This window comes from Bacillus sp. FSL E2-0195, from assembly GCF_038003645.1.
GTDB lineage: Bacteria > Bacillota > Bacilli > Bacillales > Bacillaceae_G > Bacillus_A > Bacillus_A mycoides.
This window is the reverse complement of the sequence record NZ_JBBOPN010000001.1, coordinates 3,501,848-3,522,243: the sequence shown is the minus strand read 5'-3', so window position 1 is coordinate 3,522,243 and position 20,396 is coordinate 3,501,848. Positions and strand designations below refer to the sequence as shown.

Sequence of the window (20,396 nt, the reverse complement as noted above, 5' to 3'; positions counted from 1 at the left end):
TTTATACTCGATTTTTTTGTTGTAATTTAAGGGGTTAAAAGAGAATAGGAAAGTTATGTTAAAATATAAAGAAAATATAGAATAATGGAGGGGGACTATTAAATGTCAAACTACGAAAATGAAGAAATGCTAACGGGAGGGAATGTCTCAAACGTATATCGTTCGGAAGATACTGTTCGACGAGAATTAAAGAAAGGCAGTACCCGAATTCATAAGCTATTAAACCATTTGGAAAACAAAGGTTTTAGTTATGCACCAAAGTTTTTAGGTATTGATGATAAAGATAGAGAGATATTATCATTTATTGAAGGAGAAGCTGGTAATTACCCTTTAAAAGAGTACATGTGGTCTAATGATGTTTTAAAAGAAATAGCGAAGATGCTCCGTCTTTATCATGATGCTGTGAGTGATTTCCCGTTATCAGATGATTGGAAACCGATGGATAATACTCCAAATAAAATAGAGGTTGTATGCCACAATGATTTTGCAATATACAACATTATTTTTAATAACGAAAAACCAGTAGGTATTATTGATTTTGATGTTGCTGGTCCTGGACCAAGACTTTGGGACATAGCCTATACTCTTTACACTTGTGTCCCATTAAGTAGAGTTTATTATAAGGAAACAGGTGCGGCGGTTTATTATAATTCATTACAGCATGCAGACCGCATAAAGCAAAGAGTTAAATTGTTTTTTGAGTCCTATAAAAGTGATGGCATCGCCGAGGATTATTTGGAGATGGTACTTCTACGATTAGAAGGATTATGTAAATACATGAAAAGAAAAGCACTAGAAGGCGATATGAACTTCCAAAAGATGATAGATGAAGGGCATCTTGAACATTATGAAAATGATATTCAGTTTATTCGTAAACATGGAAAAGAGTGGATTTAATAAAATAAATCGTATACAAAAATAAAGCTCAGAGTCATATAGGGACTTTGAGCTTTTTAACGTATTAGTGTAGATGTTTTCCACAATAACCCGACTACTTATAACAGATGTCTTTTACTATATTAATGTAGCATAGTTAAGAGTTTGTTACAGGCTGAGCTGTAGCAATCGGTAATTGGATATCGACAGTTGTTCCTATGTTTAATTCACTGGAAATGAATAATTTTCCGTGATGCTCTTGAATGATTTTATAGCACATCATTAAGCCAAGGCCAGTTCCTTTTTCTTTCAAGCTATAAAAAGGTTCGCCAAGACGAGCCATGCGCTCTTCAGGAATCCCACAACCTTCATCCATAATGCGTATTGAAACAAAATCATTTTCTAACGAAGCTGTTTGAATGAATATGTTACCACCAGCAGGCATCGCCTCGATTGCATTTTTTAATATGTTAATCAAAACTTGTTTTAATTGATTACTGTCACATTGAATGTCAGAAATATAATCGAAATGATCCATGATGATATGAACGCTATGCATAACTGCTGTTGGTAAAATAAAAGTTACAACTTCTTCAATTAATGTTTGTACGTTGCATGTATGAATAGATAACACTTGTGGTTTAGACATCGCCATAAATTGGCTTGTTATAGATTCCATTTGTGAAATCTCACTCAACATAACGTCCACATACCATTTATTTTCCTCATTTATTTCTGGATGTAATAACGTTAAAAATCCTTTTAATGAAGTGAGCGGGTTTCTAATTTCATGGGCAATTCCGGCTGTCAGTTGTCCTACTACTGCAAGTTTTTCGGATTTCCGTAATAACTTTTCAGTTTCTTTTAGTTCGGTAACGTCTCTTCCCATCACTATAAGACCTTTGCGTGAGCCATCAGGATGGAAGAGTGGGACTTTTGAAATGCTTAAAACTAAGTCGAAATCATTTCTATGTATAATAAATTCCTCTCCGTGAAGAATTTGTCTTTTTTGCCATGTTAGTTCATCGACTTCTTCACAATGCAAAAAAGATTCGCGGTATGCTTCGTTATATTGAATGAGTTCATTATCTTTTTTTCCATGATAAGGAACGTTATGGAAATTGAAACAAGAAAGCGCATAGTCATTCGCTTCAAGCCAGCGTCCTTCATGATCCTTAAAAATAACAAATGCAGGCATTGAATTCATTAATGTGCGTAATCGTTTCTCACTCTCTTGTAATACTTTCTCAATTCTTTCTGATTTTTCAAGGGGTTTCATAATGGCGTATACACCTGTTAAACGGTTTTTAACAAAAATAGGAACTAATTTTGTTACGACATCTAGTAAATATCCGTCTTTATGATAAATAGAGACGATATACTCTTTTTGATTGTCAGCTGCAGCATTTTTTATGTATTGTAGCACTTGATCAGAAATATGTGCTTCTAAAATAGAAGTGATTGTTTTTCGCTCTAATTCGTTAGAAGTATAACCTAATATTCTTTCCGCAGAGGGGTTAATATGTAAAATAACTCCTTCTAAATTCAATGAAATAATACTATCAGGGTTATGTTCAAAAAGAGATGCATACATTTCTGCTAAAGAACGATTTTGTATATGGTTTCGCAGGCGTCCAGATACGTTCGGATGACGCTTTTTTTGAGTAGATGAATATTTTTTACGACTCATAATATTTCCTCCGTACAATTAGCATCTAAAAAAGATGGATCTATTAATAACTATAATATAGGTGTGACGTTTATTTCTATAAAAAATGGAAATTACAGAATAAATTTTCTTTTTTTTATTATTAGTGGAAGGTATAAAAGGTAGTAATAAGAGAATCTTATATTGCGTAATTAATTTTCTGTAAGTTACATGAATGTGTTTTCGTTATACGATTAGACTAGAAGAGGGGGAAGGAATATGAAAAATTATATTCAAGGAATTGATCATGTACAAGTAGCTGCGCCCGTAGGGTGTGAAGAAGAAGCGCGAGAATTTTATGGTAATAAAATTGGAATGGAGGAAATTCCAAAGCCAGAGGAATTAAAGAAGCGTGGTGGGTGTTGGTTTAAGTGTGGAAATCAAGAGATTCATATCGGAGTTGAGCAAAACTTTAATCCAGCTAAAAAAGCGCATCCAGCTTTTTATGTTTTAAAAATTGATGAATTTAAACAAGAGTTAATAAAGCAAGATGTTGAAGTAATAGATGATCATGCGCGACCAGATATAATCAGATTTTACGTGTCAGATCCGTTTGGAAATCGAATTGAATTTATGGAAAATAAAAACTAGGTGAAGGTCCACCTAGTTTTTTACACTTTTCTAAACAATCCTAATACTTCAACAGTCTCCGTAATATTAACGAATGCATGAGGATCAATTTCCGAAATCGTTAGTTTCATACTTGCTAATTCTTCACGTGAAACGACTGTCATAAGTACACGTTTTTTCTCGTTTGAATAAGCACCTTCACCATCAAGTAACGTAATTCCACGTACTACAGTTGAAAGAAGCTTTTTTTTCATTTCTTCTGCTTGATTTGTTACAATCATAAGTGTAACTTTACGATGTTTCGTATGAACGGCATCAATTACTTTACCAGTTACATAAATTGAAAGTAAGCTTGTAAGGGCAACATCCCAAGTGAAGAAAAATCCTGCAATGACAACAACAACAGTATTTAATGCAATAAGGAATCCACCAAGTTTAATATCTCGCTTACGAGATAACAACATACCGATAATATCAAATCCACCAGTTGAACCATGGCAGTTAAAGACAAGACCAATACCAGCTCCGGCGATGACACCGCCAAATACAGATGATAAAAGTGGATCTGTTGCTACGACTTTTACTGGAACATAGTATAATGCAACAGATAATACAATTACAGAAACAACCGTGTTAAAAATTACTTTTTTTCCAAGACCTATGTATCCTAAAATAAGGATAGGTAAGTTCAATACAAAGTTAATAATACCTGTGTTTACAGGGGTTACAATCCCTAAAATAATAGCAATTCCGCCAATTCCACTACTTAAAATTTTATGGGGGATAAGGAAAAGATTAAAGGCAATTGCGATAATAATAGAACCAAAAATAACACCAAGAAATCTGACCATCTCTTTCCCGTCCTTCACTAAATAATCATATTATTTCAAGATTATATATGAAATTGAAAGTTTTTTGGGAAAACAGTTTATTTTGGAAAATTAGATTAATCTAAATAGTTCGAGTGTTTGATAAATTGGGAGGGGATACAGATATGAAGATAACGACGTATCAACAGAAGAGTCCTTTAAAACAAGAGTGTGAGGATTCATTTTTTTGTAATGAAGATAAAATGATTTACGGTGTATGCGATGGAGCAACACCGTTAGTTCCATTTTGTGATGAAGAAGGACATAATGGAGCATACATCGCTTCACATTTATTTGCAAGTCATTTTACTTCGCTACGAGAGATCAATAGTTTACAAGATGAAGTTGCAAAAGCGAATGAATTATTGCAAAACAAGATGCTAGAGTACAAGGTTGATACGAGAAAAAAAGACCATCTGTGGTGTACATGTATTGCAGCAGTTCAAATAGAAGGCGATAAACTTGAATATGCACAATTAGGTGATTGTATGATCGTTGCAATACTTCAGGATGGAGCGATAAGAGTATTAACGAAAGATACAGTTAAGGGAATTAGTAAACGCGCAAAAAAGAAGAGGGAAGAGGATCGTAAAAAAGGATTACCAGTCCCGGAAGAACACGTTTTTCAAGATGTTCGGGAGCAGTTAAAATACAATCGCTATCTTGCAAATATGCCAAACGGCTATTCAGTTGCAAATGGGATGAAAGAAGCTATGGATTATTTACAATATGGTGAATTACAGGTAGCTGAAGTAAGTGGGATTTTTATTTGTTCAGACGGATTGTTTCACCCAGAATGGTCGTTAGAACAAACTGTAGCATATATAAGAAAGAATAGTATAAAAGAATATGTAGCAATCATTGAAAGGTTAGAAGGAGAAAATAGAATAAGACCAGATGATAAAACAGTTATTATGATCGATTTGTAAGAGGAGGATGTTCATATGGAAATTAAATGTGCAAATTTAACGTTTCAAAATGAGTTAGTTCCTTTAGAAAAAGTAAATAAACTGATTATCCACCATACGTCAGAAGATGGCTGGGATGTGTATAAAACTCACGAATTTCATCAAAAGGTAAGAGGATGGAGCGGGATTGGTTACAATTATTTTATTGAAGAAGATGGAACTTTAGTCGAAGGACGAGGTTTACATATTGGAGCACATGCGAAAGATAATAATAGTAATACAATTGGAATATGTATGACGGGAAATTTTGATAAATATGATCCAACTACTGCACAAATGAATTCATTATATTCTTTATGTAAAATGTTTATGAAGCAGTTTGCCATAGAGAAAGGGAATATACTCGGCCATAGGGAGTTAGAAGGGGTTACAAAAACTTGTCCAGGAAATCGCTTTTCTATGGTAGAGTTAAGAAAAGTATTATCTTAAATATAGAGGAGTAACTCATGATGATGAACATAAAAATACCGACTGATAAAAAAGAAGAGCTTGTAGCACAAATTCAGCAATTTTTCGTTGAAGAAGATTTAGATGAAATTGGACGTTTCCAAGCAGAACGTTTAATAGAGGAAATGATTAAATTAGTTGGACCATTTGCATACAATCAAGCAATTGGAGATGCAAGAAAGCTTGTAAGTGAGAAATTAACGAATATTGAAGAAGACTTGTATGTGTTAGAGAAGAATGAAGGGAAATAAAAAAAGACTAGAAATTCTAGTCTTTTTTTATTTGATTAGCAGAAAAAAACATGGAGAAAACACGGAAAGGACATTGGAAGTACATCTTTTGTTTTTAGAATATTCTTAGTTTTAAAATATTTTAGAAAGGAAGATTGTAATGAGATTAACTCCAAGAGAAATTGATAAACTGCTGGTAGTTGTTGCGGCTGATTTAGCTTATCGACGAAAGGAGAGAGGGCTTAAGTTAAACTATCCAGAAAGTATCGCTATTATTACGTATGAAATTTTGGAAGGAGCAAGAGATGGTAAAAATGTAGCGGAATTAATGGAGCTTGGAAAAAATATTTTAAGTGCTGAAGATGTTATGGATGGTATTGCAGACATGATATCAGATATTCAAGTTGAGGCAACTTTTCCTGATGGAACAAAATTAGTAACTATTCATCAACCAATTCATTAAAGGAAGTGAATGTTATGATTCCAGGGCAATATATCCTTGCGAAAGAAGACATAGTATGTAATGGAAATAAAAAAGAAACGAAAGTTAAGGTGTTAAATCAGGGAGATAGACCGATTCAAATTGGATCCCATTACCACTTTTATGAAGTGAATGAGGCGTTAAAGTTCAATCGTAGTGTAGCAATTGGACAACATTTAAATATTCCAGCGGGTACAGCGGTAAGATTCGAGCCTGGGGATGAAAAAACGATTGAATTAGTTCCGTACTCAGGGAAGCAAGAAGTATATGGATTTAAAAATAAAGTGGATGGCGATATTGAATCTTATAAAAAAAGAGGGAGATAGCATGAGTTTTAAGATGTCACGTAAACAATATGCTGATTTATATGGTCCAACTACAGGAGATTCTATTCGTTTAGCGGATACACAATTATTCGCACATATTGATCGAAATTACACCGTATATGGTGATGAAGCTGTCTTTGGTGGAGGAAAATCAATTAGGGATGGTATGGGACAAAATTCGCAACTTACAAGGGAACAGGGTGTTGTGGATGTTGTTATTACGAATGCAATTATTATTGATTATACAGGAGTATATAAAGCGGATATTGGTATAAAAGATGGAAAGATTTCAGCAATTGGTAAGAGTGGTAATCCTTCAGTTATGGATAATATTGATATCATCATTGGAACATCAACGGAAGTAATTTCTGGCGAACGAAAAATCGTTACAGCTGGAGGTATTGATACACACGTGCATTTCATATCCCCACAACAAATTGATACAGCATTAGCTTCAGGTATAACAACTTTAATTGGTGGAGGAACAGGACCGGCAGAGGGTACTAAGGCAACTACAATAACGCCTGGATCTTGGAATTTAAGAAAAATGCTAGAGGCAGCAGAAGCTTTTCCTATAAATATTGGGTTTTTAGGGAAAGGAAATAGTTCAAGTTTACCTGCCCTGGAAGAACAAATATTTGCAGGAGCTATTGGATTAAAAATTCATGAAGATTGGGGAGCGACTTCTTCAGCAATTAATCACTCGTTACAGATTGCTGATAAATATGATATTCAAGTTGCTATTCATACTGATACGTTAAATGAATGTGGTTTTGTGGAAGAAACGATAAAGGCTATTGATAATCGTGTTATTCATACGTACCACACTGAAGGGGCTGGTGGTGGGCATGCACCAGATATTATAAAGATTGCTGCACTGAATAATATTTTACCTTCTTCAACGAACCCGACCTTGCCATATACAGTGAATACGTTGGATGAACATTTAGATATGCTCATGGTATGTCATCATTTAAAAGCAAATATTCCAGAAGATGTAATGTTTGCGGATTCAAGGATTCGAAAAGAAACAATTGCGGCAGAGGATATTTTGCAAGATTTAGGGGTTTTCAGCATGATTAGCTCTGACTCGCAGGCGATGGGAAGGGTTGGAGAGGTTATTATTCGCAATTGGCAAACCGCCGATAAAATGAAAAAGCAGATTGGTAGTTTAGAGGGAGATAAAGAGTATAACGATAATAATAGAATTCAACGCTATATAGCTAAGTATACAATTAATCCAGCTATTACACATGGGATTTCAGAATATGTCGGCTCTATTGAAGCTGGGAAATATGCAGACCTTGTAATATGGGATCCACAATTTTTCGGTGTTAAGCCAGATATGGTTTTGAAAAACGGGATGGTAGTGATGGCATTAATGGGAGACGAGAATGCTTCGATCCCCACACCACAACCATATTATGAAAAAAAGATGTTTGGTGCATATGGAAAAGCGGTACAGTCAAGTTCGATTACATTTGTATCTAAAGTAGCTTATGAGAATAATATTAAAGAAAAATTAGGTTTAAATAAAGTTGTATTACCTGTTAGAAATACGAGAGAGATTTCTAAGCAAGATATGAAGCTGAATAATGCAACACCAGAAATTGAAGTAGATCCGCAGACATATGAAGTTAAAGTTGATGGACAAGTTATTACGTGTGAAGCAGTAGATGTATTACCTATGGCTCAAAGATATTTTTTATTTTGATATAACGGAGGAGATAAAATGATTATTGAAAAAATTAATAACAACGTATGCAATATGAATGATTTTGCAAATACAAAAAAGCATCTTGATAGAATATTGATTTCTAGTGAGCTTTTACTAAAGAGGGTTCAGAAATTATATTCAGAATCTGGTTTTGAAATTGGGGTGTCTTTAGATAATGGAGAAACATTAAAGAACGGTGATATTTTATATGAAGATGAACATCGTATTGTATATATTGAAGTGTTACCAGAAGAGGTAATTGTAATTACTCCAACGTCAATAAAAGAAATGGGAATTATTGCGCATAACTTAGGAAATAGACATTTGCCAGCACAATTCGATGAAGGGTGTATGATTTTGGCGAACGACTACTTAGTAGAAGATTTACTCAAAAAGGAAGGTGTTCCTTATCAAAAAGAAAATAGAGTATTACCCAAACCGTTCAAGCATGCTTCACACAAACATATTTAACCTACTTAACCTACTCCAAATTAGTGATTCGAACTTCCCAACAGGAAGTTTTAGTCACTCTTTTGGATTAGAAACATTTATTCAAGAGGGACAAGTTACAAATAAAGGCGAATTTTTCAAATGGATTAATCGATATGTAAAAGTGCAATTAACACACACGGACGGCTTAATTTGCAAATATACTTACGAAGCCACTAAGAATAATGATGGAAAACAAATTACATTTTTAGATGATTTAATAACAGCACAAACATTGCCTTTTGAATGTAGAAGAGCAAATAGAATGATTAGTAAAAGTACTTCTAAACTATTGTGTGAACTGTTCTCATTTGCAAATTTAAATATATACAAAGAAGATGTTATGGGTAATAAATTACAAGGTCATCCGAGTATCGTATACGGAATATTAGGGGCGGAATTGAAAATGACAATAGAAGAAACGCTCTTAGTTTTCTTATATTCAAGTGTTGGAAGCATAATTCAAAATGGTGTGAGAGCCATTCCTCTTGGACAAACAGATGGTCAAAAACTATTACAAGAATGCCATGAATTGATCTGTGAATCTATTGATAGAATTCAAATACTTTCATTAGAGAATTTTGGATTGAATGATCCTGAATTCGAAATAAATCAAATGCAACATGAAGATGTAAATGTAAGAGTCTTCATGTCATAGGGAGGGAAAATAAAATGATAAAACCTATTAAAATTGGTATTGGTGGCCCCGTAGGTGCTGGGAAAACAATGTTAGTTGAAAAGTTAACAAAATATTTAAATACAGATTATGAAATTGCAGCAATTACAAACGATATTTATACGAAAGAAGATGCAAAGATTTTATTGAAAACGGGTGTTTTACCAGAAGATAGAATTATTGGTGTAGAGACAGGAGGGTGTCCACATACAGCAATTCGAGAGGATGCTTCTATGAATTTTGAAGCAATTGAAGAGCTCATGATTAGACATAGTAATTTAGATATTATTTTTATTGAAAGTGGGGGTGATAATTTAGCTGCCACATTTAGTCCAGAGCTAGTGGATTTTTCAATTTATATTATTGATGTAGCACAAGGGGAAAAGATTCCTCGTAAAGGTGGACAAGGAATGATCAAATCTGATGTATTTGTGATTAATAAAACGGATTTGGCACCTTATGTAGGGGCTGATCTTGGAGTTATGGAGCAGGATACGAAAAATTACCGACATAATAAACCATATTTTTTTACAAATTTGAAGGATGAGGAAGGCTTACAGGGATTAATAAATTGGATGCGACAAAACATCATGTTAGAAGGATTGAAGAAATGAAAGCCCCTACAGGTGTCTTAAACATTGATGTGATGGAAAAGAGACATAAAACGGTACCTATTAAGGTTTATCATAAAGATGCCTTAAAAGTAACGCAGCCAATATATTTGGACGATTATGGTAGAGCATATTACTATATCATGAATTCTGGTGGAGGTTATTTAAAAGGAGACTTCTATTCTATAAATATAAATGTTCATGAAGATGCGAAAACATATATAACAAGCCAATCAGCAACGAAAGTTTACAAGACTCCAAATAGTTATGCTTTGCAAGAATTGAATGTTTATATTGGTGAAAATGCTGTTATGGAGTATTTACCAGATCCGTTGATTATGTACAAGGATGCAGCATATAAGCAAAAAACAAATATATATATGCAAAATAATTCTACATTGATTTTATGCGATTCAGTTACGCCTGGTTGGTCTCCAAATATGGAGAAGTTCACATACCAGTATTTTGATTCGCTAACAAAAATATATATGGAAAACAAACTTGTAGTTTACGATCATCTATTGTTAAACCCTTTCAAAGAGTCGTTAGATCAAATGGGAATATTAAATCAATATTCCCATTATGGTACTTTCATGGTTATTAATGAGAACATTACAAATGATTTAATTGCAGCATTGAAAACTTCGCTTTCTAACACTAACAATATGAAGATTGGAATATCTTCTATGCCATGTAAAGGCTTTGTCATACGCATACTTAGTCATAATACAGAGGATATGGAGTCTATATTTTTTCAGTGTCATCGTTTTGTTAGAGAGAATTGTCTGCATGAAGAATTAACATCCTATCGAAAATATTAAGTAGGAGAAGGGGATACTATGACTAATGTGGGATTATTATTTGTCGGTGCAGTTCTATTTATGAATGCACTAGCAGCTTTTAAACTCATTGATAGCAAAAGTGTAGGGTACTTCAATTTATTTGTAGGGGCATTACAAACTTTGACACCATTATATTTATTATTTACAGGAAGTCAATCTAATGAGTGGACTATCCTATCTAATGGAACTATTTTTTTATTTGGTTTTACTTATTTATATGTTGGCCTTACGAATATATTAGAACTTGATTCTTCAGGTGTAGGTTACTATTCTCTTTGGGTTGCTATTATTGCAACGGTTATGGGAATAGCGAATCAATTACATGAGAGTGGAAGTCTACAAAGTACAATAATTTGGTTCTTTTGGGCGTTCCTTTGGTTTTTATTTTTCCTGCAAGATGGGTTGAAAAAGAAGATTCATATTTATGTAGGGATTGTTTGCTTCATTGAATCTTGGATTACTGCAACGATACCAGCCCTGTTAACACTTACAAATCATACAGGCATGTTAAATGATTTTGTAATTATTTTAGTGACTATTATAACGATTGTAGTTTTTATTATGGCACTTTTCTTTTTCAAGAGTATTCAATCTAAAGTAGAAAGGGTTAGTAACTATGTGGAAAAGTGAACTGAAAAAAGCAACTAATTTTTTTGTTATTATTATATTTCTTCATGTGCTTGGAATTCTCTTATTATTACCTGCACTGTATAAAGGCAATAGCATAATTGGAATGGCTATTATTGCATATTCTTTAGGATTGCGTCATGCGTTTGATAGTGATCATATTGTCGCAATTGATAATACTGTTCGGAAATTAATTGAAAAAGGTAAAAACTCACAGGGGGTGGGGTTTTACTTCTCATTAGGACACTCTACTGTAGTATTTGTGATGATCGTATTAATTGCTTTAATTGGAAAAACAGCAAAACATGGAATGGAGAGTTTTTCTACTATAGGCGGTATTATCGGCACAATTGTTTCTAGTACATTTCTTATTATTATTGGGCTTACGAATCTGTTGTACCTTATTAAAGTGTTACGAAGCCAAGAGGATAAGCAACCAGAAAACTTAGGATTTATATATCGTTTCACGCAGCGCTTATTTAGGTTTATTGATAGTCAAAAGCAATTGTATATGATCGGTTTTTTATTTGGGCTTGGTTTTGATACAGCAAGTGAAATCGGATTAATTGCTCTTTCTACAGTAACTGCAACAAGTCAATCTATCCCGCTTGTAAGTATATTTGCTTTTCCCATTTTGTTTGCTGCAGGAATGTCGTTGATGGATACATTAGATAGTACATTCATGAATACGAATTATAAGTGGGCAATGGAAAATAGTCGAATTAGAAATTCATATAACGTATTAATTACCTCAATATCTGTTATAACGGCTTTTTTAATAGGGGGTTATCAACTATTATCTTTACTTATTGAAAGCTATAATTTACAGGGACCGTTTTGGAATCTCATTCAGGTAGTTAATTTTGATTATTTGGGTATATGTCTTGTTGTATTCTTTATTATTTCTCTTATTGTTTTTGCTGTATGGAATAGAAATGCATTTAAAGAACCACTTACAAAGAGTATAGAGAAATAAAAATATACCGTGTGATATTTGGTTAATTATGTATATAAACTGAAATAAAAAACACGTTAGATGAAAATGCATCTAACGTGTTTTTTTATTATTTATGTTCCTTATATTCATGTGCTTTTTCTTTTATATTACCAACCGTATCTTTAGCAGTGCCTTTCATTTTATCCCATTTTCCCTCGGCTTGTAATTTTTTATTGTCCGTTACTTTCCCGACAACTTCCTTTACTTCACCCTTTACCTTATCAATAGCACCTTCTACTTTTTCTTTTAAACCATGATCATGTTTAGTCATACATTTCTCCTCCTTGTAGTTTGAGTAGAATTCTCTTTTCATATTGCAAGTTGAATGATGTATCTAGTAATAGCGTAACAAATTTAGTTTGAATATTCAAATGAATAACAGGATAGAAAGGTAATTGTCATAAAATGTATACATTCGTAATGGAAAGAAAAAGAAAGTTAATTATATGTCTTTCGCAGTCCATATTGATTTTGTATAAGCAATTTTCATATGGGCACGTTCCATATTATTTTGACTGCCGCTACCGAATCTTGCTTGTCCAACTATTAAATTGCAATTGGATGCAAGAGCGGTCTCAATTCGTTTTTGAATTAATGCGGTATGACAACCTTTACGTTGAAATTCTGGCAAAGTAGCAGAAGCAGCTAATGAAGCAACACCTTTATTTATATAAAGTACCCCTATACTAGCAGGAGTGTTTTGAACTTCGGCTATGAAAAAATGCCATCCTGGTTTATTGTAAAGAATTTCATTATTTTGACGAACGCCATTTTTTGCAAAGGATGGCATGTTAAATCCACGTACATATATGTCTGCAAAAATATCAAATTCATTTTCTTTTAGTTGGCGTACTGAAATGTTAGAAGGCAGCAGCGATGAGTCTTCTCTTGGTAAACTATATAAAGCGGTATGGAAGCTAGATTGATAAAAACCTTTTTGAGATAAGTATTGAAATAATTCAGTTGTACCTTGAGCCGGTGTAATTTCAAAACGGCAAGGGATTTGTAGTGATTGATAATAAGCGATGATTTCATCTATCTCATCTGTATTTGTAAATGTAATGCCCTTTACTGTATTAAAAGCAGGACCAGCAATTATTTTTGATGAAAAGGCAGTGGCACTCTCGAACTTTTTCATTTGTACTTGCATTGGATTTCCGCTTATTTCTTGTAGTGCCTCTAATCTAGAAGAAAGCATATCTATTTCTGCGTTCTCAATTTCTTGTGCTGTATTGACTGTCATAATTGTACTCATACGATTCCTCCGTCAATAAATATATTTCATAGTACATATACGATGTTTGTTCTGAGATTCCTGTTGAAATGTAAGAGAATAAGAAGGTTTTTGGAAGGTAAATGGAAGTGAACTGTCGAAGGGAGTAGAAACAGATTAAAGGTGGTGCTCTCATGAAACAGGAAGACGTGCAGACATGCTCTCATTGCGGTTCTCAAAACATAGGAGAAGGTGAGTTTATCGGTTATGCACAGATACGGAAAAAGGAAACGATGTTCACATCTTCACCAGTGGATGCTTATATTTGTACAGATTGCGGGAATATCCTTTCATTAAAGGTACGGAATTATGAAAAGTTTAAGCAGAAGCCGCTATGATTGTTAAGAAGTGGTAATATAAAACGTCGTATACGAAAGATCTTACATTAAGTTAATTTAATATAAGTGACATTTTACATATATATGAGTACGCCTTAAAAAAAGAGATAAAAACATATACTGTATGAGATGCTCATCATTCATTACATGAAACAGAAAAATATATAGAAGAAAAAGTAGTCATCTTAGAATGGTTCATAACGAAAACTCCTTTAAATGAATAAAGGAGTTTTTTTATTTTTTTATAACAATAATTCCCTTTAATTGTTATAATTGGTCATTGAGAGTAATTATTTTATTAACGCCATAATTATAGAAGAAAAACAGCTAAATCGTATACAAAACCGCTATATAACACAATCGCAACTGTAAGTTGACAAAGTGCAACCACAGGAAGATAGAGATAAGAGCAATGTTTACATACAATTTAGTCAAGAAAACAAAGGGGGACACACATATGGAATTTGGTGAGAAGCTTTTTAAATTAAGAAAGGAAAAAGGCCTTTCTCAAGAAGCGTTAGCTGAGAAATTAAACACAACAAGACAAGCGGTTAGTAAATGGGAAAATGGTCAAGGTTTTCCTGAAACCGAAAAACTAATAATGATTGGAAATGTATTTGAAGTATCTCTTGATTACTTATTAAAAGAAACTGCTGAGCAAAGTAATGAAAAGGAAAATGGTTATTATGTAAGTAAGGAAATGGCGGAAGGGTATATAGTGTATGGGCAAAAAATTTCTAAATATATCGCATTAGGATTTAGCTTGCTTATTTTATCTACAATACCGTATTTATTATTTAAAGAAAATGCAACAATGTCTACATTCCTTGTCATTATCATTGCTGTCCTTGGAATTGGAGCGATGATGGTACCTGTAACGATAGAAGAGAGTCGATACAATGTATTAAAAAAAGAAGAATTACTATTTGATCAAAACTTTCTAAAAGAATTGACAAAAAGATATGAAGTAATTAAGAAGAAGTATGCTGCAGTAATGATCGTTGGATTTTGTTTTATAGCAGCAGGAGCGATACCATTTTTATTTGAGAAAAAGCATATCACTTCAGGAGAATTAGTGCAGTATTATCCGTACTGTGTTGTACTTATTGCTATTGGAGTCTATCTTTTTGTTCGTGTTGTAGGAGTGTGGGAGATGTATCGAATTTTAGTAGAAAATAAGGAATACAGTAATCGTTTTATTTTTAAAATGAAAAAGAAAGTAAGAAAAAAGGTAGATAGTTTATAAAAAATAAAAAACATGTTTCGAATCAATGTATTCAAAATATGTTTTTTATCGTTCTGAATTATTTCCAAAGAAATAATTCAGAAAATACAGAAAAAATATCGTAATTATTTGTAGAAGTCTGTTATAATATACAGAAATGAAAACGCTTTAAAGGGGGATATAACCAATATGATGATGAATGTACCGCTAACAATTAGTTCTATGATGGAAAGAGCAGAAAAACTGTTTTCAAAGAAAGAAATTGTTTCACGGACACATGACACAGTTACGACATTAACGTATAAGCAGTTAGGTGAAAGGACGAGAAGGCTTTCTAGTGCGTTAAAAAAATTAGGAATTAAAGAAGGCGAGCGTATAGGAACGTTAGCGTGGAATCATCATCGACATGTGGAAGCGTATTTTGCTATTCCTGGTATTACTTCCGTTTTACACACAATTAATATTCGTTTATCTCCTCAACATATTTCATACATTATTCAGCACGCAGAAGATCGAATTCTACTTATAGATGAAGATCTCGTACCACTTGTTGAAAATATTCAATCACAATTATCAACTGTACAAGCCTACATTATTATGACTGATAAAGATGAACTTCCCAATACTACGCTAGAACCTGTATATCATTATGAAAAGCTATTAGAAGAAGGCGATCCAACTTTCCAATTTGTAAAAGATATTGATGAAAATACACCTGCTGGTATGTGTTATACGTCAGCGACTACAGGAAACCCAAAAGGTGTTGTATATACGCATCGTAGTACTGTATTGCATTGTATGGCACTCGGTTTAGCGGATACAGCTGCTTTATCGGAAAGTGATGCGGCGATGGCAATTGTACCGATGTTCCATGTGAACGCTTGGGGGCTTCCTTTTGCAGCTACTTGGTTTGGAACTAAACAAGTTCTGCCAGGACCAATGTTTACTCCGAAAATTTTATTAGAGATGATTCAAACTGAAAAAGTAACGATAGCAGCAGGTGTGCCGACAATTTGGCTCGGTGTATTACAAGAGTTAGAAAATAATAGTTACGATTTATCTAGTATAACGAGAATATTATGCGGTGGTGCTGCTGCACCGAAAAGCGTTATTAAAGCATTTGAGCAAAAATATAATGTTCCTTTCGTACATGCATATGGTATGACTGAAACAAGCCCACTCGTAACACTTGCACGTTTAAAAAGTTATGAAACAGAATTATCATATGAAGAGCAATTAGAAATCCGCTCAAAACAAGGATATCTTGTCCCTGGTGTAGAGATGAAAGTAGTCGGTACAAACGGTGAAGTGAAGTGGGATGGTACTGAGATGGGAGAGTTATGTTTACGAGCACCTTGGATCGCTGAAAGCTATTATAACGATGATCGTACTGTCGAAGGATTCCGAGACGGTTGGTTATATACTGGTGATGTTGTTACAGTTGATGAGGAAGGCTGCGTGAAAATTGTTGATCGTACGAAAGATGTTATTAAAAGCGGGGGAGAATGGATTTCTTCAGTGGATCTTGAAAATGCTTTAATGGCACATGATGCTATATTTGAAGCGGCTGTCGTTGCAATTCCTCATCCGCAGTGGCAAGAACGCCCAGTTGCCTGCGTTGTTCAAAAGAAAAATAGTACGGTTACGAAAGAAGAAATATATGAGTTTTTAAAACCGCAGTTTGCGAAGTGGTGGTTACCAGATGATATTGTATTTATGGAAGAAATACCGAAAACATCTGTTGGGAAGTTTTTAAAACAGGCACTTCGAAAAGAACTTGAGCATTTGCATAAAGAGAAATAACCAAACTTTTATTTGTAAACTTATTTTTAATTACGGTTGACAAACGTCGAAGGGAAAGATAATATAACTCCTATAATATGTTATCTAAAATCCATTTCAAGTTTACAAATAGGAGAAGCAAATATGAATACAAAAAACTTAGTTTTCGTCGCTTTATTTAGTTCTATTATGGGAGTGTTAGGGTTAATACCTCCAATTGCTCTTGCTATTACACCAGTTCCGATTACATTACAATCACTCGGTGTTATGCTTGCTGGTGGATTGTTAGGATCACGTCTTGGTGCGTTAAGTCAGCTTATTTTCTTACTTATAGTTGGAGTTGGAGCACCATTACTTGCTGGTGGACGCGGTGGTCCAGGCGTATTTGTTGGGCCAAGTGCAGGATATTTACTTGGTTATATCGTTGGAGCGTTTGTCATTGGTTATTTAATTGAGCGTTTACGTGAAGTTTCTATAATAAAGGTATTATGTATTAATATAATTGGTGGTATTTTCGTAGTTTATGTATTTGGTATCATTGTCCAAGCTTTCGTAATGGATATTTCCGTATGGGAAACGATGAAAGTAAGTGTCGCATTTTTACCAGGTGATTGCATAAAGGCGACTATAGCAGCGATTCTTGTGACAAGATTACATCGCTCATTGAAACATATTATTACGCCTGCTTTGAAGAATAAAAAAATTACAAATGCAGGGTAAGAAAAAGGAGAAACACGTTACTTGCGTGTTTCTTTTTATTATTTTGTAAAGAAAGGACGTCTCATATGGGGATTACAAAAGAATATAAAAAGTATGCCTCTTTACAACCAAATAAAATAGCGATTAAAGAAAATGATAGAGTATTAACATATAAAGAATGGTTTGAGTCAGTGTGTAAAGTAGCAAACTGGTTGAATGAAAAAGAATCGCAGAATAAAACGATAGCAATTTTATTAGAGAATAGTATGGAATTTTTACAACTATTTGCGGGTTCCGCTATGGCTGGATGGGTTTGTGTGCCGCTAGATATAAAATGGAAACGAGATGAACTTAAAGAAAGAATAGCGATTAGTAAACCGGATATTATTGTGGCGGAGCAGTATAGGCTTAGTGATATATCGTGCGAAGAAGGAAGGATTATTGAGATTGAAGAATGGAAAGAAATGATTGAGAACTATCTTCCTGCATATCATTCTGTAGAAAATGTACAAAACGCTCCTTTTTATATGGGATTTACATCAGGATCGACTGGAAAAGCAAAAGCGTTTTTACGTGCTCAACAGTCGTGGGTACATAGTTTTGATTGTAATGTACATGACTTTCATATGAAAAAGGAAAATTCTATTTTAATAGCTGGGACGCTTGTTCATTCTCTTTTCTTATACGGGGCAATAAGTGCATTGTTTTTAGGGCAAACGGTACACATAATGAGAAAGTTTGTACCAGTTCAAGTGCTATCTAGTATAAGGGTAGAGAATATTTCTGTAATGTATACAGTTCCTACAATGCTTGAGTCTTTGTATAAAGAAAATAAAGTAATTGAAAGTGAAATGAAAATTATTTCGTCAGGAGCCAAATGGGAAGCTGAAGCAAAAGAGAAGATGAAGAATGTGTTTCCTTATGCAAAAAGATATGAGTTTTATGGTGCGTCTGAGCTAAGCTTTGTAACGGCATTGGTTGATGAAGAGAGTGAAAGAAAACCGAATTCAGTAGGGAAACCTTGTCATAATGTACAAGTTCGAATATGTAATGAAGCAGGAGAAGAAGTACAGACAGGTGAGATAGGAACTGTGTATGTGAAAAGTGATCAATTTTTTATGGGCTATGTATCGGATGGAGCTATAATCCCGCAATTGTCCGAAGGTGGCTGGATGACAGTGCAGGATGTGGGCTACCAAGATGAAGAAGGCTTTATATATATTGTTGGTAGAGAGAAGAATATGATTTTATTTGGAGGAATCAATATTTTCCCAGAAGAAATAGAAAGGGTATTACAGACACATCCAGCTGTTGAAGAAATAGTTGTGGTTGGTGTAGAAGATAGTTACTGGGGTGAAAAGCCTGTCGCTATCGTAAAAGGAAGTGCTACAAAGCAACAATTAAAAAGTTTTTGCTTACAACGATTATCATCTTTTAAAATACCGAAAGAATGGTACTTTGTTGATGAAATACCTTATACAAATAGCGGGAAAATAGCTCGCAATGCAGCAAAAAGTATGATTGAAAACCGGGAGAAGATATATGAATAGGGCGGTTATTGTAGAAGCGAAAAGAACACCTATTGGTAAAAAAAACGGGATGTTGAAAGATTATGAAGTTCAGCAATTAGCAGCACCACTTCTTACGTTTTTAAGTAAAGGAATTGAGAGAGAAATAGACGATGTTATATTAGGGAATGTTGTTGGACCGGGAGGTAATGTTGCAAGATTATCTGCTTTAGAAGCTGGGCTTGGTTATCATATACCTGGTGTAACGATTGACCGGCAATGCGGAGCTGGATTGGAAGCAATTCGTACTGCGTGTCATTTTATTCAAGGGGATGCAGGTAATTGTTATATTGCTGGGGGCGTAGAGAGTACAAGTACGTCACCTTTTCAAAATAGAGCGCGGTTTTCACCTGAAACAATTGGGGATCCAGATATGGGATTGGCGGCTGAGTATGTTGCAGAGCAATATAACATAACAAAAGAGATGCAAGATGAATATGCTTGTCTTAGCTATAAAAGAACGCTGCAAGCATTAGAAAAAGGATATATACAAGAAGAGATATTACCTCATTATTTTAATGGATTATTAGATGAATCTATAAAGCGGGAAATGAATTATGAAAGAATGATTAAGAGAACGAAACCTGTATTTTTACAAAATGGAACGGTAACAGCAGGTAATTCGTGCGGTGTAAATGATGGAGCATGTGCTGTTCTTGTAATGGAAGAGGGGCAAGCACAGAAATTAGGGTACAAGCCAGTTCTTCGTTTCGTTCGTAGTGCTGTAGTTGGCGTGGATCCAAATCTTCCAGGGACTGGTCCGATATTTGCGGTGAACAAATTATTAAACGAAATGAATATGAAAGTAGAGGACATCGATTATTTTGAAATAAATGAAGCATTTGCTTCAAAAATTGTTGCTTGTGCAAAGGAGTTACAAATTCCTTTTGAAAAATTAAATGTAAATGGTGGAGCAATTGCGCTCGGTCATCCGTACGGTGCATCTGGAGCTATGCTTGTGACACGTTTGTTTTATCAAGCACAAAGAGAGCATATGAGATATGGAATTACGACGTTAGGAATTGGTGGTGGAATAGGGCTTGCGCTATTATTTGAGAAAGTAGAAAACTAGAAAGG

The 20,396-nt window shown here is 34.1% G+C and carries 24 protein-coding genes; 20 read left to right on the top strand and 4 right to left on the bottom strand.

Annotated features, from left to right (window positions below; all coding sequences use genetic code 11):
- Positions 1 to 102: 102 nt before the first annotated feature.
- Positions 103 to 897: a phosphotransferase gene (locus MHH59_RS18120; RefSeq protein WP_033729858.1), complete on the top strand. Its 795-nt coding sequence runs from the start codon at positions 103 to 105 to the stop codon at positions 895 to 897.
- Positions 898 to 1,033: 136 nt separating this feature from the next.
- Here MHH59_RS18120 and MHH59_RS18115 read toward each other — a convergent pair whose 3' ends face one another.
- The gene (locus MHH59_RS18115; protein WP_098632831.1) at positions 1,034 to 2,566 is read right to left on the bottom strand and encodes a BA3702 family sensor histidine kinase; all 1,533 of its coding nucleotides are present in this window, start codon (positions 2,564 to 2,566) and stop codon (positions 1,034 to 1,036) included.
- A gap of 237 nt (positions 2,567 to 2,803) precedes the next feature.
- Here MHH59_RS18115 and MHH59_RS18110 point away from each other — a divergent pair, with 237 nt between their 5' ends.
- Positions 2,804 to 3,175, top strand: coding sequence for a VOC family protein (locus MHH59_RS18110; RefSeq protein WP_002128532.1), 372 nt, complete (start codon positions 2,804 to 2,806; stop codon positions 3,173 to 3,175).
- 20 nt (positions 3,176 to 3,195) lie between these two features.
- Here MHH59_RS18110 and MHH59_RS18105 read toward each other — a convergent pair whose 3' ends face one another.
- Positions 3,196 to 4,005: a YitT family protein gene (locus MHH59_RS18105; RefSeq protein WP_000251329.1), complete on the bottom strand. Its 810-nt coding sequence runs from the start codon at positions 4,003 to 4,005 to the stop codon at positions 3,196 to 3,198.
- 143 nt (positions 4,006 to 4,148) lie between these two features.
- Between MHH59_RS18105 and MHH59_RS18100 the strand changes: the two genes are divergently transcribed.
- The 12 genes from MHH59_RS18100 to MHH59_RS18045 all read left to right on the top strand — a co-directional run bounded on the left by MHH59_RS18100 (position 4,149) and on the right by MHH59_RS18045 (position 12,413).
- Positions 4,149 to 4,952, top strand: coding sequence for a protein phosphatase 2C domain-containing protein (locus tag MHH59_RS18100; RefSeq protein WP_050000641.1), 804 nt, complete (start codon positions 4,149 to 4,151; stop codon positions 4,950 to 4,952).
- A 15-nt stretch (positions 4,953 to 4,967) separates the two neighbouring features.
- Positions 4,968 to 5,420: a peptidoglycan recognition protein family protein gene (locus MHH59_RS18095; protein ID WP_340852035.1), complete on the top strand. Its 453-nt coding sequence runs from the start codon at positions 4,968 to 4,970 to the stop codon at positions 5,418 to 5,420.
- A 17-nt stretch (positions 5,421 to 5,437) separates the two neighbouring features.
- Entirely contained in the window at positions 5,438 to 5,689 is a 252-nt protein-coding gene (locus tag MHH59_RS18090) for a DUF2164 domain-containing protein (protein WP_002087817.1), read from the top strand.
- Positions 5,690 to 5,828: 139 nt separating this feature from the next.
- The gene (locus tag MHH59_RS18085) at positions 5,829 to 6,131 is read left to right on the top strand and encodes an urease subunit gamma (RefSeq protein WP_001241327.1); all 303 of its coding nucleotides are present in this window, start codon (positions 5,829 to 5,831) and stop codon (positions 6,129 to 6,131) included.
- Positions 6,132 to 6,145: 14 nt separating this feature from the next.
- On the top strand, positions 6,146 to 6,475 hold the full coding sequence (locus MHH59_RS18080; protein ID WP_002128527.1) for an urease subunit beta: 330 nt from the start codon (positions 6,146 to 6,148) through the stop codon (positions 6,473 to 6,475).
- Position 6,476: 1 nt separating this feature from the next.
- Positions 6,477 to 8,189: an urease subunit alpha gene (gene ureC, locus MHH59_RS18075; RefSeq protein ID WP_002128526.1), complete on the top strand. Its 1,713-nt coding sequence runs from the start codon at positions 6,477 to 6,479 to the stop codon at positions 8,187 to 8,189.
- An 18-nt stretch (positions 8,190 to 8,207) separates the two neighbouring features.
- On the top strand, positions 8,208 to 8,663 hold the full coding sequence (locus MHH59_RS18070; protein ID WP_000582803.1) for an urease accessory protein UreE: 456 nt from the start codon (positions 8,208 to 8,210) through the stop codon (positions 8,661 to 8,663).
- Positions 8,641 to 9,339 (top strand): urease accessory protein UreF, encoded by a 699-nt coding sequence (locus tag MHH59_RS18065; protein WP_002128524.1) that lies wholly within the window; start codon positions 8,641 to 8,643, stop codon positions 9,337 to 9,339. The genes MHH59_RS18070 and MHH59_RS18065 overlap by 23 nt, the downstream gene beginning before the upstream one ends.
- 14 nt (positions 9,340 to 9,353) lie before the next feature.
- Complete coding sequence (gene ureG / locus MHH59_RS18060; protein ID WP_000594929.1) at positions 9,354 to 9,971, top strand: urease accessory protein UreG; 618 nt, start codon at positions 9,354 to 9,356, stop codon at positions 9,969 to 9,971.
- Complete coding sequence (locus MHH59_RS18055) at positions 9,968 to 10,789, top strand: urease accessory protein UreD (protein WP_002087810.1); 822 nt, start codon at positions 9,968 to 9,970, stop codon at positions 10,787 to 10,789. The genes ureG and MHH59_RS18055 overlap by 4 nt, the downstream gene beginning before the upstream one ends.
- Before the next feature lie 18 nt (positions 10,790 to 10,807).
- Positions 10,808 to 11,440, top strand: a complete 633-nt coding sequence (locus MHH59_RS18050; protein ID WP_002087808.1) for an AmiS/UreI family transporter — start codon at positions 10,808 to 10,810, stop codon at positions 11,438 to 11,440.
- The gene (locus MHH59_RS18045; protein ID WP_002128522.1) at positions 11,427 to 12,413 is read left to right on the top strand and encodes a HoxN/HupN/NixA family nickel/cobalt transporter; all 987 of its coding nucleotides are present in this window, start codon (positions 11,427 to 11,429) and stop codon (positions 12,411 to 12,413) included. Before MHH59_RS18050 ends, MHH59_RS18045 begins: the two co-directional genes overlap by 14 nt.
- A gap of 88 nt (positions 12,414 to 12,501) precedes the next feature.
- Here MHH59_RS18045 and MHH59_RS18040 read toward each other — a convergent pair whose 3' ends face one another.
- On the bottom strand, positions 12,502 to 12,705 hold the full coding sequence (locus MHH59_RS18040) for a CsbD family protein (RefSeq protein ID WP_016120632.1): 204 nt from the start codon (positions 12,703 to 12,705) through the stop codon (positions 12,502 to 12,504).
- Positions 12,706 to 12,876: 171 nt separating this feature from the next.
- Complete coding sequence (locus MHH59_RS18035) at positions 12,877 to 13,689, bottom strand: GNAT family N-acetyltransferase (protein WP_050000642.1); 813 nt, start codon at positions 13,687 to 13,689, stop codon at positions 12,877 to 12,879.
- 152 nt (positions 13,690 to 13,841) lie between these two features.
- On the opposite strand from MHH59_RS18035, the gene MHH59_RS18030 reads away from it, so the two are divergent.
- The 6 genes from MHH59_RS18030 to MHH59_RS18000 all read left to right on the top strand — a co-directional run bounded on the left by MHH59_RS18030 (position 13,842) and on the right by MHH59_RS18000 (position 20,391).
- On the top strand, positions 13,842 to 14,045 hold the full coding sequence (locus tag MHH59_RS18030) for a hypothetical protein (RefSeq protein ID WP_002185166.1): 204 nt from the start codon (positions 13,842 to 13,844) through the stop codon (positions 14,043 to 14,045).
- Between the two features lie 457 nt (positions 14,046 to 14,502).
- Positions 14,503 to 15,291: a helix-turn-helix domain-containing protein gene (locus tag MHH59_RS18020; RefSeq protein ID WP_002128517.1), complete on the top strand. Its 789-nt coding sequence runs from the start codon at positions 14,503 to 14,505 to the stop codon at positions 15,289 to 15,291.
- 168 nt (positions 15,292 to 15,459) lie between these two features.
- Positions 15,460 to 17,073 (top strand): long-chain fatty acid--CoA ligase, encoded by a 1,614-nt coding sequence (locus tag MHH59_RS18015; RefSeq protein ID WP_340852025.1) that lies wholly within the window; start codon positions 15,460 to 15,462, stop codon positions 17,071 to 17,073.
- Between the two features lie 123 nt (positions 17,074 to 17,196).
- On the top strand, positions 17,197 to 17,772 hold the full coding sequence (locus MHH59_RS18010; protein WP_002014265.1) for a biotin transporter BioY: 576 nt from the start codon (positions 17,197 to 17,199) through the stop codon (positions 17,770 to 17,772).
- 65 nt (positions 17,773 to 17,837) lie between these two features.
- A complete protein-coding gene (locus tag MHH59_RS18005; RefSeq protein ID WP_340852022.1) occupies positions 17,838 to 19,301 on the top strand; it encodes an acyl-CoA synthetase in 1,464 nt (487 codons plus the stop codon).
- Positions 19,294 to 20,391, top strand: a complete 1,098-nt coding sequence (locus MHH59_RS18000) for an acetyl-CoA C-acyltransferase (RefSeq protein ID WP_340852020.1) — start codon at positions 19,294 to 19,296, stop codon at positions 20,389 to 20,391. Before MHH59_RS18005 ends, MHH59_RS18000 begins: the two co-directional genes overlap by 8 nt.
- Positions 20,392 to 20,396: the final 5 nt, after the last annotated feature.